We start from the raw sequence: 15022 nt of genomic DNA, 5'->3' as shown, positions 1-15022 counted from the left end.
TGACTCCGTTAAGCGTGACGTAATCCAAGTTTTTTCAGGAAAAAGGCTGCCGGACAAATCCCTGTAAACGCGCTTTGAATGAGGTTTACGCCCACGAATACAGTAAGCCAAACAAATTGGCTGTGCACGGTGAGGGTAAGTACCACAGAAAGCAGCACTATGCTGCCAGCGATCACGCGAACTGCATTTTCAATTGTCATTGTAAGACTCCTTTGCATTGATATTGCACCGTAGCTACCGCTCGACTGACGTTGGTTGCTTTGGGTGCGTGTCCTGTTATGTGGATTGAATCCAGCGTTAGTTTCACTGTAGTCGCTATGTTTAGAAAAGTCTAATGATAATCCATCTAAATTAGAGTTGACTAAATAATAAGAGGGGCTAAGCTTAAGGAAGTCCTTACAACAGGAGCCTAACATGGTGGTTCAGACAGGGTTATATGAAAAAGATGATGTGCCTGATATGGACATTGGCGCAATGCGACAACAAGCATCGAAAGCGGCGACCTTGTTGAAGGTAATGGCGCATCCTGAGCGCCTGGTGGTGTTATGTCAGCTACTGGCTGGAGAGACCCATGTGGGACAGTTGCAACAAGGTTCGAGCCTCAGTCAGTCGGCGTTTTCTCAACACTTAAGCGTGCTCAAACGTCATCAACTGGTGAGCGTACGTAAATCATCACAGCAGGTATTTTATCGCTTACGAGATCCCAACGTCGCGGATATTATCGCCACGTTACAACGCATCTATTGCCCGTAATCTTGATTTATTACTCGTTGTTGTGATGCTAACAACATATCAGACGGCGATGGTTCACTAAGTTATATCTAGGCATGTAGACGTTATATCCATTCCGTAAAGGATGCGCACGGACGACAGCAACAAGGAACTGCTATGCGAGATGATCAACCTCAAGGCCCGTTTATTACCCGTGTGATGAACAGTTTTTTTCCGCCTATTTTAATTGCGTTGGCATTTTTGGTTGGGGCTGCCGCGCTGTGGCTTACACCGAAAGAGGAAGATCCGCAAATTGTGGTGCCGATGGCAGATGTGCTCATACAAGCACCGGGCTTAAGCGCGCAACAAGTGGCAAAGCAGGTGACGCAGCCGCTAGAGAAAAAAGTCAGTCAAATAGACGGGGTGGAGTATGTTTATTCCACGACACAAACCGGATCGGCGCGTGTGACCGTGCGTTTTTATGTCGGAGAAGATCGCGAATCAGCGCTGGTCAAGCTATATAACAAGCTGTACGCCAACCAAGATGAGATCCCTGCCGCGGTGAGCGAGTGGGCGATTAAGCCGGTTGAAATTGATGATGTCCCTATTGTGATGGCGGCGCTGCGTAGCGATAAGCCAGATAGTGTCGATCATTACGCGCTGCGTCGTATTGCTGAGCAAGCCACTTTGGATTTAAAAACCCTTCCCAAAACCAATGTGGTTAACGTTGTCGGGGGTATGCCACGTCAAGTGTTAGTGGCTTTCGATCCGGCGGCAATGGCAAGTTATCAAATCAGTGTGGCCGATTTAACCCGTGCGTTTTCACTGAGCCATCAAAAACGGTATGCCGGTGATATTCAGCATCAAGGCCAGCGGTATGTCCTTGAAACCGGACAGTGGTATCAAAGCCGTGACGATATTCGCCAGTTGGTTGTCGCGGTTGTGAATGGCAAGCCTGTGTACTTACAAGATGTCGCCACGTTAAGTGATGGTCCCACTGAGGCCAGCACCGATACTTGGATTCAATCGCAACAACAGACCAAACCGCATCCCGCTGTATTTATCTCGGTCGCCAAGCAAAAAGGCTCGAACGCGGTGACGGTGGCCGACGATGTAACGCGCACCCTCGATCGTTTAGCGAACACCCAGTTCCCGGAGGGCGTAGAGGTTGAGATTATTCGCAACTATGGTCAAACCGCTGATGCTAAAGTCAATAATTTAGTCTCGAGCTTAGGTATTGCCGTGCTGACCGTGGTGGTGTTTGTGGGGCTGTTTTTAAACTGGCGCAGTGCCTTGGTCGTGGCCATCGCGATTCCGATTAGCTATGGCGCGGCGCTGGGGCTTGATCTCGCTTTTGGGTATTCCATCAATCGTGTCACCTTGTTTGCTCTGATTTTGGCGTTGGGCCTGATTGTCGATGACCCAATAGCCAGTATCGATAATATTGAACGTCACCTGACCCATGATAATAAGCCGCGGGGTCGCACCATTGTACTGGCGATGCTGGAAATCAAACGGGCACTGATCATGTCGACGGTGGCGATTGTTATTGTGTTTACTCCGATGTTTTTTATCACTGGGATGATGGGACCTTACATGGCGCCACTGGCATTTAATGTGCCTGTGAGTGTGGTGATCAGTACCTTGGTGGCGTTTTTAGTCACGCCTTGGCTGGCGAAAAAAATTGTTCGTGCCTCGAATAAGGGTGATGACTATCGTATGGAAACGACACCACTTTATCGGGGCTATCGTCGACTATTACTTCCCCTGTTAGAAAATAATCGCCGTGCGAAAAGGTTTCTTATGGTAGTAGGGGGGCTGTTTGTGGTAGCGGCGATGTTACCGGCGCTACGTCTCGTGCCGCTTAAACTCTTACCCTATGACAACAAAAACGAATTTCAGGTGGTGTTGGATTTGCCAGAAACCGCCAGTTATGTCGAGACCTCGAATGCATTACGTGAGATGAACACTTATCTTCAGCAGCAAGCGGAAGTTGTCTCTGTGTCGGGGTTTGCGGGGCTTGCATCACCGATGGATTTTAATGGCATGGTGCGTCATTATTTTGCGCGAAATGCCCCCTATCAGGGCGAATTGCGCGTCGTCTTGGTGGATAAGCAGCGGCGAGAATTACAATCACATGGTTTAGTGACCCGCTTGCGTGATGATCTGGAATCGATCGCAGCCAAACATAATGCCGACATACAACTGGTGGAAATGCCACCCGGCCCACCTGTACTGGCGACCCTTGTCGCAGAAGTCTATGGTGCACCGAGTACGCCTTATGCAGATATTCAAGCGCAAGCCCAACAGGTTGCGGCGCGATTGGAACGAGAAGCGTTAGTCTCGGAAGTCAGTACCAGTATTCAAGGACCGCTATCGCGCTGGCAGTTTGTGGTCAATCAAGAAAAAGCGGCATTATCTGGCGTTGCTATCACTGATATTAACCAGGCATTGCGCGCGGCCAATCAAGGCGTCACGTTGGCTCACCTGGCGGATGCTAATGAAATCGATCCCTTACCGGTCACGCTGCGTTTAGCCCCGGATGCACGCGATAAACTGGATACCTTATTAGCGCTTCATATACGAGGCCGTGCCGGTGTCGCAAAACAATCGGTGCAAGGCGCTTTGGTCGATGCACCGCAACCGCTGGTGGCATTAAGCGAGTTGGGGCATTTTGAGCGACAACCGGTGGACCAACCGATTTATCATAAAAATCTTCAGTCTGTGGTGTATGTCTATGCCGAGCCAATTGGACGTGTACCTGGGGAGGTGGTCGCTGATGTGATCGCTGACTTTAATCAGCCAAAAACGGATACACCACGGCCGCTTGCAGCGCGTAGTTACCTCGACAATGGTGCTGGTGATGGTTGGCAGGTGCGTGACGATATTAATGTTGTTTGGAGCGGCGAGGGAGAGTGGAAGATCACCATTGATGTATTCCGTGACCTTGGTATAGCTTACGGCGCCGCTTTGTTAGGCGTCTTTATCGTGATGCTAATCCAAACCGGCTTACCGGCGGTGTCTGGGATGATTATGCTGGCAATTCCCCTCACGGTAATCGGCATCATGCCCGGTTTTTGGTTGCTTAATGGCTTAAGTGGCGATATTAACGGCTATCCAAACCCAGCACTTTTCACCGCTACCGCGATGATAGGCATGATTGCATTGGCCGGCATCGTGGTGCGTAACTCCCTGGTATTGATTGAATTTATTCAGCAATCATTGGCGCGCGGTATGGAACTTAGTGAAGCCTTAATACAAGCGGGAGCGGTACGTATGCGGCCGATTTTGCTGACCGCCGGTACCACCTTATTAGGGAATGTGATTATTACCCTTGACCCCATTTTTAATGGTCTCGCATGGGCCATTATTTTCGGGATTGCGGCATCAACTGTCTTTACCTTGCTGGTTGTGCCTGTGGCGTACAACTTAGCGTATCAAAACCATCCTACCCATGGCTTACCGGCAGAAGGAGACGAGGCATGAATAAGAAAAAAGGATTACAGGCCGTCGTACTGGGCACTGGATTGTTAGTGCTATTTCTTGGTATGGCTGGGGTCTTTACTGCAAAGGTGACCTCAAAGGCCAGCTCTTCGCAAGGAGCGGACGATCATAACACCTTGACGCTTACCGCGATTGAGCAGTCGCAAACCCGAACTTTTTCAGGGCAGCTGGTGGCGCGGCAAAACGCAACATTGGCGGCGCGAATGACGGCAACGGTTGCCGATGTCCTGGTCGATGTTGGCGATCGCGTGGAGCAAGGCGATATACTGATCCGCCTAGACAACGCCGATCTCAGTGCTAAAGTGCGCCAAGTGCAACAAGCACTGGCCTCAGCACAGTCACAACTGAATACTGCGCGCAGCGATTATCGCCGGATGGAAACCTTATTAGCGAAAAAGCTCGTGCCGCAATCACAATTCGATGATGCCGAGAACCGCTTAAATACCGCGCGCTCTGAATATCGCCGGGCGATCGCGGCAGTGGATGAGGCCGAAACCCAGTTCGGATTTAGTCTAGTGCGCGCGCCATTTACTGGACTGATCACCGAAAAAATTATCAATCAAGGGGATACGGCGACGCCGGGTGCAGCGATGCTGACGTTGTACAACCCAGACAGCATGGAGGCACAAGTGAACATCGCCGAGTCTTCACTGCCTTTTGTGACTATTGGAGACACGCTTCAACTACGCTTGCCAACTTATGAAAAAACATTGACCGGAACGATACGCACGATCACGCCGGCCGCCGATGCGACGTCACGTAGCTATCGCGTTGCTTTGACTTTGCCTGTCACAGACGGTGACGATCAGGCACGACTACCTGGTATGTTTGTTAAAGTGACGGTGTCACAAAAGGCGAGCTCTATTTTATCGGTTCCTGCTAACGCGCGTTACCAAATTGGTCAACTTGACTATGTGAACGTGGTTGAAAACAACCAAATTATAAGACGCTTGGTGGTACTGACCGAAGAGGGCCGAGTGCGAAAAGGGCTAAAGGCTGGCGAAACTGTATTACTGCATCCTAAATCGCAGAAGACTGACTGATCGCGTTCGCATTTTTAACAATGTCGACGATACTTAGAGGTGAGTTATCCCTCAAGGAGTTGACTATGAAGATTGCGTTACTCTCTGCCACGGCCTTAGCCGGCAGCTTATTATCAGGACCAGCGATGGCACTCGATACCTCATCGCTTAAAGTGTGTGGTGATGGGGCGAATTGGCCACCTTTTCACTATAAAAAAGGCGAGAATATCGAAGGCTATGACATTGATGTCCTCAATGCCATCTTTCAAAACAGCGGAGTAGATGTATCGGTAGATTTACCGCCGTGGAAGCGGTGCGTTTTTGAGACAAAATCAGGCAATTACGATATTGCGCTCAGCGCATCTTACAGCGAAGAACGCGATCGTGACTTTCTTTTAACTGACTATTATTACACTCTGCAGCCTAGCTATATTTACTCAACTCAACAACATCCGAATGGCCTGAACATCGAGACAGCGGATGATATTAACCAGCTGCGGATGTGTGGCCTTTTGGGCTATAACTACACAGGGTTCAGTGTCGATGATAGCCAGGTGAGGAAGTCAGCAAAAGACTTTAAGCAACTGGTAAAACAGACGCAAGCAGGGCGCTGTGATGTATTTTTAGCACGCTACGAGATACTCGCAGGGTTCAAAGCAGCACAAGGCATTGATTACCTCGCTGGCGGGATGCAAGTCGAGCCGATTCCCGGCAATATGGGTGATAAGTTCCATATGATGATTTCGCGTGAACACCCAGAGGCTAATGAGATAAAAGCATTGCTCGACCAAAACTTTGAATCCATGCGCCAGTCTGGTCAATTAAAATCAATACTTGATGGTTATTTAGACTAAATGGTTATTTAAATTAAACGTGCGAACTTAATGCACGTAAATCGTAATAAAAAAGGTGCAATCGCACCTCTTTTTATGTCATGGGTGCATTGTTTATTAATCGACACCGTATTTTTTCACGATTTTTTCAAATGTACCGTTTGCCTTGATAGCTTTAAGTCCTTGGTTGTAAGCATCAATAATCGCTCTTCCATCTGGGTTGGCCTTACCACTCGTCACATGCAAAGCGTTGGTTGATAGTGACTTATCAGTAAAAGAAAACTGGTTACTATCAAGTCCTTCTTTTTGCATGACGGATTGGGCGACGATTCTATCTTCCAGAGTCAAATCTATTCGGCTGGCTAGTAACTTCTTTAAATTTGTTGCAAGATTATTGGCAATTGGTTTTTCAAAGTTTGTGGCACTTAAGAAGGCATCACCATAACCGTAATCACGCACAACACCAACGGCTTTACCCTCAAGATCATTCAAGTTAGAGAATTGGAAGTCATCGCCAGAGCGTTTTATAAACGTCAGCTCGTTATCCATGTATGCATCACTATAGTGCAAAAATTCAGTGCGATCTTTGGTGTGCCACGTTGCCGGTAATATATCGATATTCCCTTTATTCACTGCATCCAGTGCACGTGCCCATGGCATATTTTTAAAGTCCACCTGATAGCCTTGTGTTTCCATGGCTGCTGTTACTAGCTCAACAGAAATACCAGGCCGCTCTGGATCCGCAGTCACGAAAGGTGGCCAAGGATCTTGCGCAGCTGTCAATGTTTTAGCCATGGCACTGGGTATAAGTAGTAATAACCCTAAGCCAACTGAGATTAACTTTTTCATGTGTTCTCCTTTTTATTAGCGCTTGAGCTAGGTTTTAAACTTCTCCATTTGCCCTTTGATATCCTCACTGAGCGTCAGCACTTTATCAGTGCGCGTGGCATTATCTTGCGCCCCTTCTGTAACCTGATTAGTCGCTTCTGAGGCCTCGTTAATCGCTTGGCTGACTTCATCGATGGCCTGACGCTGCTCATCGGTTGCTTGCGAAATCTGGCCGCTACGCTCAGAAATATCCGTAATGGTTTCGCGCACTTGGCTAACGGATTCCTGTGATTCTGATACGCGCCCTGCGGTGCTTTCTAGGATGCTACTAATACGATTGATTTCTTTTTCAACCGATTCCGTTGCGTCACTCAGTGACTTAATGTTGGATTGGATTTTCTCAGTCGATTCGCTGGTTTTCACTGATAAGCTACGCACTTCATCGGCGACAACCGCAAACCCTCGCCCTTGTTCGCCCGCTCGTGCCGCCTCAATCGCGGCATTCAATGCTAATAAGTTTGTTTGTTCTGAAATATCGTTGATCACGTTGACGACATCTGAAATTTTCTCACCCTCTTCTAACAGCTTGTGCATTTCAGTATTCACATTTTCCATCTCAGTGCGCATGTTAATAATTTCAGACGCTGAACTTTCAATAGTGCCGTAGACTTGATTGACAAGGTCGGTTGCATTGGCAGCATGTGTCGCTGCATCATTCGCTGTATCCGCAACCGTTGCGATCGACTGGTTCATTTGTGTTGCGGCCGCAGCGACGGTAGACAGGCTCTGTTTTTGCTGTTCTAAACGCTCGGCGTTGGTTCGTGCCATTTGTCCACTTTCTGCTGAGACGCTGGCGAGATTAATCGATGCCTGTGTCACTTCATTGACGATCTCACGAAGAGAGGTGGTGAAATGATTAATATGTTCGGTTATCTGAGCAAATTCTTTATACTTTGGCGCGGGGATAACTTTAGAAAGATCACCATCGCCACTGGCCAATTCACGAACTCTAGCAGTGAGATCATTGAGTGGTTTCACCACCGTTGCAGTGAGTGCCAGAATTAAGAACACAATAATGACAAGATCGAGCACGACGAGTTCGATAACGCTTCGTTTCAGTGTGTCTGCTAGTGCGGCTTCTAATCGCTCAGTGTTGTAGAAAACTTGCAATGTACCGACTTGATTGGTTTCTCCATATTCGGTGAATGACAGCTCGTTCTCTTTCAGCATCATCGATTCGTACATCGATTTTTCACCATCACCAATCGTTTTTGCCTGCCTTTCACCGTCTTCGCCATTGTCTTGGCCAAGACGCAAAAACAGAATGGCTTCGCCTTGTTTATCAAGCACTCTTACCGCTTTTATATCTGGCGCTTTGAGCTCGGCAGAAATGGATAACTTCGCTGCTTCCAAATCAAAATCCCAAATCGCTTTTGGGAGACTGAGGTTCATTCGGTTGGTGGCGTTAGCCACGGTGGTTTCAAGCGCGCTACTCAGTTCCTTTTTCGTGCTCTGGTAATCAATATAACTTGATATGCCTAACACGATAGAAACAGCAATAACCACTTGAGTGACAAATATTGCTTTAAGACTCTTAAACATAGCGCTACTCTTCCATTTGTCTTTGCCGCACGATCCATTTCGATCGCTTTTATTGGTAAGGGAGATTACTCGCCCAAACGTTCTTTCATTATCTGTTCGATATCGATTTTCTTGAGCCCTTGATTAACGATATCGCGCCACTTTTTTCCCGCCTCATTGTTAGCAAATGCGATATGGAGTTGTTTGTCGACGAGAAGCTTTTTGTTCATTTGCAGATTAGCTTTTACTGCACTAAGAGCAGGATCATTCTCTTTGAGGTAATCCAGAACGTTGGCATCAACCACCGCGAGAGGGATACGCTCTCGGCCCACTTTTTGTAGGTTTTGGGTATCGCTGGTGACGTCGGAGGATTTTAATGAGCCATTCGCAATACGGGCATCTAATTCCGGTGTGTTGACGTAACCACGGACGACACCAATCGTGTGAGGTGCAAGATCATCAAGCGTTGACCATTCGATAGGGCGGTTAACGTTTTCAACAAAACCCAGTGGGCCGGTTCCTATAGGATCAGAGAAAATGAGATCATCTGTCTCATAGTGATACTCTGGGAAGTACCCTGCATATTTGGCATCGTTTTTTACCAGGTACACGGTGCGCGACCAAGGATAAAACTCGACATTTAGCTCATGACCCATGGCCTGAACCGCTGCGCGCACAACAGCGACAGAGGCGCCTTGATCCGGTAAGTTTTTACCAGAATAAGGGGGCCATTCAAGAGATGGCATAGTCAGCACATCGGCACGAGCGGGTGTCGTGATCAGTAGTAATGCTGAGAAAGCGAGTGTGAACAGGTGTTTGAGCATGGTGCCTCCAATTTTTTACCTTCTTATAAGCGTAGACGAGATAAAAAATATGAGCGTCGTGATCTTTTTTTTACCTGTGATAACCGTGTGATTAATGTCTATAACGTGATGAAAGCTATAAATTTATATGCACGCTCAGCGTTTACATTCATAGCTAAATCATCAAAGAGAAAAAGGATAGACCTTAAATTGTCTATCTTTTCAGTAAATACCCTATGTGGACTAGACAAAAATGCCGCTGTGATTACAGCGGCATGATAGCGGTTAATCGCGGACTAAACTGACGTTTGAATAGTTTTGATAGCCACGTAGCATGACGTGGTATGTCACGTTTTGCTGCGCATTTAGTGTGCAGTTTTCATTATTGCCGTTGTTGTAGGGGCGGCAATCCCAATTGCTGGTGGTCGGTTTGCTTCCTTCCTTGACATAAAGGTCTGCATCACCAGATCCACCACTCATGCTGACGTTGACACTGCGGCTACTATCCACGGTAAATGTAAAAAAAGTCTCGCTTCCACTGCCACCGGCTAAGCCTGTAATAGGCTGGTTTGGTAGAAGTACATTGTTAGTGTTATCGTCACAACTTGCGCTAACACCTACCGCGTTAAAGGCGTCAATGACATCTTGCTCGTTATAAGCCAGGTCTTTGGCGGCTTTTGCTACGCCACATGCACCCTGATCAAATGTACTATTTGCGGTCCAATATAGTTGGTTAGCCGTAGTAAATATTTCGAAGCCTTTACGAACATCCCAATTCGTTTTGTTGGCTAGTAGATAAAAGGCACGGTTGTATACACCGCTTGAGTGGTGAACATTCATGCCATCACGATATTGGCCGGCGTCATCAATCGAGTTGCCATCGCGAGAAGGCTGCTCAAAGTAACGGAGCCCACCGGAGCCTTTAAAGATATCGGCACCAACCAGCCAATCGACATCACCATGCATATAAAATTCAGCGGCTTCGCCAGCGATATCAGAGAAAGCTTCATTTATCCCGCCTGACATGTCAGCGTAAATTAGCCCCGAGTTTTGCTCCGTAAAGCCGTGACTAACCTCGTGAGCACTGACGTTGATATCGACCAAGGGGTAAAAAGTGTTTTGGCCATCGCCAAACGTCATTGAACGACCATTCCAGAATGCATTTTCGTAATTGTTGCCATAGTGCACTCGCATGGTGAGTTGGAAGCTAAGTGGCGCGGTATTCATCCAGTCCTTGTACATGTCAAAGACAACATTTCCAAAGTAGTGCGCGTCATTGAGCGGCGAATAGGCACCATTAACATATTTTTTATCGTTGTAATTACCGGTGTCCGTGCAAGGGTAGGAAAAGGCAGTGCTACCGGAGGTACCATTGTCTAAATCGACCGTTTTGACTTTGTCGTTTTCAAGTGTACAAGTACTGCCGACTTTATCGATAGGCAGGCCATCATAGTCGGTGCCATAAGTATACTGACCAGTCTTTTCATTGCCGCCCGGCCCGGTGCCGACTGCCGAGGCATGGTTGATGCCGTCCCATTGTTTTAAGATCTCGCCTGTATTAGCGTCAATTATATAAAATGGTCGGGTTGGATCATTACCAGCTACAAAGAAATCAACGAGGTAGACGAGTTGTGCATTTTGTTGATCATCGAGCCTCACCACCAAGCGGGTGTTTTCGTTTTCGAAAGGTGCGGAAGTAAGTGTCTTCTGGCTTTGCGTAAAATCGGCTTTGGCCGCTTCTAACGCAGACTGGCTGTTGAGCGCGGGTGACACATTAACAATGTCATTCGCTACGCCTTGGGCCATGGTGCCGTAAACGTCGCTCCGTTGGCCCTGCTTTTCTGTCGCAACAACAGCCGTGTCAATAACCGGCACACCTTGAAAGGTTTGTTGGTAGCGGACTTTGATTTTGCCATTTGGCAAGGTGACACGCTTGACCTCTTTAAATCCTAAAGGATTCGTTTGCGATCCTGACGGTGCATAAACGCCAGTCGGTTGATTCAAAACTTGGTTGAGTATTGTTTCGTCAGTAACGTTAATGAGATCGGCACTCACAGCGGGAGTGCTAATGGCCATGCCAGAAGCGATAAGCCATGCTAATTTAGATAATTTCATGTTATTGCCCTAATTGTTGTTGAAAGATTCCTTTCTTCCCAACCGCACAATAGGAAGGCGAACGTTTTAGTCCACTTCTCTAACGTGACCTATCAACAGCTCTCTTTACAAGCTTGTTACAATTAGTTGTGTAAACAAACACTGACATGGTCGGACCGTTTTAAATGCAATAGCGTGTTCAACCTTGCTGTGAACCGTTTATCTAAAAGAGGTTATGGTTATTGATTCATCAATGACCAGAATTATTTACAGAATAAATGACTATTTAGTTATGAGAGACTGGCCGCAAATTTAATGTATAGCATGGTCGACGAGATAAGCGAGGGTCACTTGAGCGTGGCCCTCGTCGATGTCATGCCTGTTATCTATGGCGTACGACGCTGACTAGACGATTGTGATTTAGTCAGGGGCTGGTGATCATTTGGCCAAAACAGAGAGGTTGGGCGTTGTTTTATTTGGGTGATAACGGCGGATCGGACCGATGCGATGTCTAGCTCGCAGTTACGCGAGCGCAGCGCGACGAATAATGCGAGGCCAAAGCTGACCCACAGATTGATAAAGCCAATCATCAATACAAAAAACAGGCTGGATAAAACAGACAACCACGACTGGTAATCGCTAATATGCGCATAGGCCGCATGGGCAGAAGAGAAGGCAACATGGCGAATATCAAGCGGAACGTCGATAAGATAGCCTAAGTAACTGGTCATGCCTAAAAGCACACCAAAAATAAAGTTACCCCCCAATGCGCCATAGTTTTGATGAATATACAGCGCTATCCGCTCTCGTCGTTGAAGCGAGATTGCGCGGAATAACGGATGGCCGATTAACCGATCTTTCAACTCAATGTAGTCCGCCCGATTATCGAGTATGCCGGTAATAATACCTGACAAAAATAGCCAGACCCCAGCGATAGCGGCGTAAAGCCAGGCTAAACCATGGATCGGATGAATCGCAGCGGTTTGATAGGCCACTTGTTCGCTGTTTAGTACCGGGTTGCCATATAAATGGCTAAAAAGCAGACTAACCAACACACTTACGATAATTGCCGCGGTGATATTGCCCCAGACTGCAAACCACTGAGAACGATTCACATTGATCAGTAACCGTGCCAGCTTTTTACTACGCGTGCGCCCTTGTTTGTTCTTTTCCACATGTGCAGCAAAGTTTGCCGCGGTCATCGCCGGCTGCTTGGTGGCAATGGTAAAGTGTAAAATGTGCACCAGCATAAAGCCGACGCCGTAGTTTAAACTGACCAGTAATGCATTATTGAGTGGTGATAATTGCAGGGTCTCGATATACATTTTTACCCATGCTAACAGGGCAATAATCACCCCTGCGCCGCAGGCGCCGCGCAGAATTTTAAAGTAATCGTTTTTGGTTTTGGCGATATAATGCTCGCCATGGTTGCTCTTATTTTGTGTCACACTTTGTGCGAATGTGCGGGTACTTTTGCGATAAATCGCGCGTACACTGTTGCGTTCAGTCACTGAAATAAGTAATTGCCGCCAGAGGTTTAATACGCAGCGTGCTTTTTGGTGTGGATGCCGAAAGTCTAGGATTTGGATCAGTAGCACCATTCGGTTTAACGTTTGATCCAAGCGTTCAAGCATACGTGAAGCGTGCGCGGAGAAGCCCATTTGGTTAATACCACGAGCTCGGATCCGCTTAACCTGCTGCTGACATTGCTCAATTATCACCCAAAAATGTGCCCTGTCTTTGGGATCCAACGTGTCGTTTTTAATCGCGTTCACAAGTTGGTGGGTTTCACGCTGCAATGCAATGAATGGCGAATCAACCTCGCTGAGACGTCGATCAATGCGTAATAGCTCTGGATCCAATTCCTCCGCGGCAATCCAGATAGATAGCATTTCTAACGAATAACATAGCTCGCTTTTAATGTACGCACCTGTTGAGCGGATTGTTTCGGGAGCGGCACTTTTTACTAAGAGGCGGTATAGCTTAAACCAGCACTTATGAGAGATGGCTTTGACCCACGCTTTATCTTCCCCTCCTACAAAGTAACTTAATAGGTCGTTAATATCGTTACAGCGCTTAGGCGGCGGATTGACTTTGTTATAAAGACGACGAAAAATATCGGTAACAAGACCGTTTTTAGAGAAAATCCCCAACTGCACAAACGCCGGTGACAGCTTTATTTTTTTGGCTTCATTGCACACGCTGTTGGCAAAGAGCGCGGCTTGAGAGGGGGAGTTGGCTAACGCTAAGACAAGCTGCTCAAGACGCAATTCTGCCAGCTTTGGCTCTCCTTCACGAAGGTAGGTAAAGAATACATCAAGGCGCTCCGTGTCATTGGCACAGAGAGAGAAACCGTCTATCACTTTAAAGGCCGGTGTAATCGCAGGCATAAATCAATTTTCTTATCAGTAGATAGTCAACGCTCGCGTAGTCTACAAGAGCGAGAAAGCAGGGGGAAGCGAAAGCGCGCTTAGATCACATTTAGGCTACTCCCCAAGGTGTTCCACGCATGGCGCTGGATTGCTAAGCAAATCGAAAGCCGTTTGTTGTGACCCAGTCGCAGTTTTAGGGAAATATCGCTGGTTGTGAGCACAGCCAAAGCCTACGGTGGGTGGCTCGGAAAGTACTTTTCCGCGGCATCGTTTGCCTTTTCTGGAGTTTTGCCGAATATGATGAGTTTCACGAATCCGGTAGGTTCCGGCACGTTATGGTTTCACAACTTGGCCACTGCAGAGGGAACACCGGTAGCTTATGATCCTCAGGCGCGTGCTTTTCTGCCTATGCCACCATTTTGTGCCAACCGTGTCATTATAGGATGTAATTGGATAGCGCCTGAAGAAGGTGCTTTTTGCCGAGCTTGCGCAATGACAGCACTCGCACCAGATCCTGACATACCTAACGCCATTGATTACTGGGCAGAAACGGAAGCGGCTAAACGCTGGGTCATCGATAACTTAGGGCGGTGGCATTGGTTCCGACCAGAAGATCCTGGTACACGGCCTACCTTTCATATGCTCGCTGATGGTAATACGTTGGCGGCAATGGGGCATGGGGATGGCGTGGTAACAATGAGCGTTTCTGAGGCCGATCCTGTGGTGCGTATCTCCCGCAGGGAAGCCTTGGATGAACCGTATCGAACGCTGATAGGCCATATGCGCCATGAAATTGCGCATATGCTTTGGTGGCGCTTAAGCCTTCGAGAAGATTTTCTTAATGCATTTCGTGAGATGTTCGGGGACGAACGTATCGATTACACCACGTCGCTGGAAAATCATTATCATCAAGGGCCACCGGTAGGGTGGGAGCAGGCGTACATCACTTCTTATGCATCGGCTCACCCCCATGAAGATTGGGCGGAAACGGCAGCAAGCCTATTACATCTTACTGATATCACTGATAGCTTTGTGGCCTCGGGGCTTGTGTCGCCGGAGATGCCTAGCCACGGCTGGGATCCCTATGCCGAGCCTGACACGGAGCTGCTGGTTCATGTGGCCTCTGCCATTGTGATGCGAGTAAATCATATTAATCGATCCATGGGCTTGTCTGACGTTTATCCCTATGTATTGTCTGAGACTGCCCATCGAAAGCTTGCGTTTGTACATGACTGGCTTCGTCGTGGCGCGCAGGGGCGATGAGTTTTATATAG

The 15022-nt window shown here is 47.7% G+C and carries 11 protein-coding genes; 5 read left to right on the top strand and 6 right to left on the bottom strand.

Translation table 11 applies throughout. The features are described 5' to 3' along the window. Positions 1-8 precede the first annotated feature (8 nt). Positions 9-200 carry a YgaP family membrane protein gene (locus BZG75_RS08700; RefSeq protein WP_077460700.1) on the bottom strand — a complete coding sequence of 64 codons (192 nt, stop codon included), beginning with the start codon at positions 198-200 and terminating at the stop codon, positions 9-11. Positions 201-414: 214 nt separating this feature from the next. On the opposite strand from BZG75_RS08700, the gene BZG75_RS08695 reads away from it, so the two are divergent. The 4 genes from BZG75_RS08695 (at position 415) to BZG75_RS08680 (ending at position 6091) form a co-directional block, all read left to right on the top strand. Then, positions 415-753: an ArsR/SmtB family transcription factor gene (locus BZG75_RS08695; protein ID WP_021023582.1), complete on the top strand. Its 339-nt coding sequence runs from the start codon at positions 415-417 to the stop codon at positions 751-753. Positions 754-888: 135 nt separating this feature from the next. Next, positions 889-4197, top strand: coding sequence for an efflux RND transporter permease subunit (locus BZG75_RS08690; protein WP_077576742.1), 3309 nt, complete (start codon positions 889-891; stop codon positions 4195-4197). Then, positions 4194-5258, top strand: coding sequence for an efflux RND transporter periplasmic adaptor subunit (locus BZG75_RS08685; RefSeq protein WP_077576741.1), 1065 nt, complete (start codon positions 4194-4196; stop codon positions 5256-5258). Before BZG75_RS08690 ends, BZG75_RS08685 begins: the two co-directional genes overlap by 4 nt. Before the next feature lie 65 nt (positions 5259-5323). Further along, positions 5324-6091 carry a substrate-binding periplasmic protein gene (locus BZG75_RS08680; RefSeq protein ID WP_158009974.1) on the top strand — a complete coding sequence of 256 codons (768 nt, stop codon included), beginning with the start codon at positions 5324-5326 and terminating at the stop codon, positions 6089-6091. Positions 6092-6187: 96 nt separating this feature from the next. On the opposite strand, the gene BZG75_RS08675 is transcribed toward BZG75_RS08680, so the two are convergent. From BZG75_RS08675 to BZG75_RS08655, 5 genes are all read right to left on the bottom strand, one after another. Then, a complete protein-coding gene (locus BZG75_RS08675) occupies positions 6188-6919 on the bottom strand; it encodes a substrate-binding periplasmic protein (protein WP_077576739.1) in 732 nt (243 codons plus the stop codon). Between the two features lie 27 nt (positions 6920-6946). Beyond that, the gene (locus BZG75_RS08670) at positions 6947-8500 is read right to left on the bottom strand and encodes a methyl-accepting chemotaxis protein (protein WP_021023578.1); all 1554 of its coding nucleotides are present in this window, start codon (positions 8498-8500) and stop codon (positions 6947-6949) included. A gap of 65 nt (positions 8501-8565) precedes the next feature. Further along, the gene (locus BZG75_RS08665) at positions 8566-9303 is read right to left on the bottom strand and encodes a substrate-binding periplasmic protein (RefSeq protein ID WP_021023577.1); all 738 of its coding nucleotides are present in this window, start codon (positions 9301-9303) and stop codon (positions 8566-8568) included. Positions 9304-9567: 264 nt separating this feature from the next. Further along, a complete protein-coding gene (locus BZG75_RS08660) occupies positions 9568-11397 on the bottom strand; it encodes a M4 family metallopeptidase (RefSeq protein ID WP_077576738.1) in 1830 nt (609 codons plus the stop codon). Between the two features lie 365 nt (positions 11398-11762). Beyond that, positions 11763-13766 (bottom strand): hypothetical protein, encoded by a 2004-nt coding sequence (locus BZG75_RS08655; RefSeq protein ID WP_077576737.1) that lies wholly within the window; start codon positions 13764-13766, stop codon positions 11763-11765. Positions 13767-14240: 474 nt separating this feature from the next. Between BZG75_RS08655 and BZG75_RS08650 the strand changes: the two genes are divergently transcribed. Then, positions 14241-15011, top strand: a complete 771-nt coding sequence (locus BZG75_RS08650; RefSeq protein ID WP_199878876.1) for a putative zinc-binding metallopeptidase — start codon at positions 14241-14243, stop codon at positions 15009-15011. Positions 15012-15022: the final 11 nt, after the last annotated feature.

Origin of the sequence: Salinivibrio sp. AR640, from assembly GCF_001995405.1 — a bacterium.
GTDB lineage: Bacteria > Pseudomonadota > Gammaproteobacteria > Enterobacterales > Vibrionaceae > Salinivibrio > Salinivibrio costicola.
The sequence above is the reverse complement of the archived record's forward strand: the minus strand, read 5'-3'. Positions and strand labels throughout refer to the sequence as shown.

What these genes read in the sequence shown, in the direction of transcription:
- BZG75_RS08700 (WP_077460700.1), bottom strand. Translation starts at nt 200, where the DNA reads ATGACAATTGAAAATGCAGTTCGCGTGATCGCTGGCAGCATAGTGCTG.
- BZG75_RS08695 (WP_021023582.1), top strand. Translation starts at nt 415, where the DNA reads ATGGTGGTTCAGACAGGGTTATATGAAAAAGATGATGTGCCTGATATG.
- BZG75_RS08690 (WP_077576742.1), top strand. Translation starts at nt 889, where the DNA reads ATGCGAGATGATCAACCTCAAGGCCCGTTTATTACCCGTGTGATGAAC.
- BZG75_RS08685 (WP_077576741.1), top strand. Translation starts at nt 4,194, where the DNA reads ATGAATAAGAAAAAAGGATTACAGGCCGTCGTACTGGGCACTGGATTG.
- BZG75_RS08680 (WP_158009974.1), top strand. Translation starts at nt 5,324, where the DNA reads ATGAAGATTGCGTTACTCTCTGCCACGGCCTTAGCCGGCAGCTTATTA.
- BZG75_RS08675 (WP_077576739.1), bottom strand. Translation starts at nt 6,919, where the DNA reads ATGAAAAAGTTAATCTCAGTTGGCTTAGGGTTATTACTACTTATACCC.
- BZG75_RS08670 (WP_021023578.1), bottom strand. Translation starts at nt 8,500, where the DNA reads ATGTTTAAGAGTCTTAAAGCAATATTTGTCACTCAAGTGGTTATTGCT.
- BZG75_RS08665 (WP_021023577.1), bottom strand. Translation starts at nt 9,303, where the DNA reads ATGCTCAAACACCTGTTCACACTCGCTTTCTCAGCATTACTACTGATC.
- BZG75_RS08660 (WP_077576738.1), bottom strand. Translation starts at nt 11,397, where the DNA reads ATGAAATTATCTAAATTAGCATGGCTTATCGCTTCTGGCATGGCCATT.
- BZG75_RS08655 (WP_077576737.1), bottom strand. Translation starts at nt 13,766, where the DNA reads ATGCCTGCGATTACACCGGCCTTTAAAGTGATAGACGGTTTCTCTCTC.
- BZG75_RS08650 (WP_199878876.1), top strand. Translation starts at nt 14,241, where the DNA reads ATGACAGCACTCGCACCAGATCCTGACATACCTAACGCCATTGATTAC.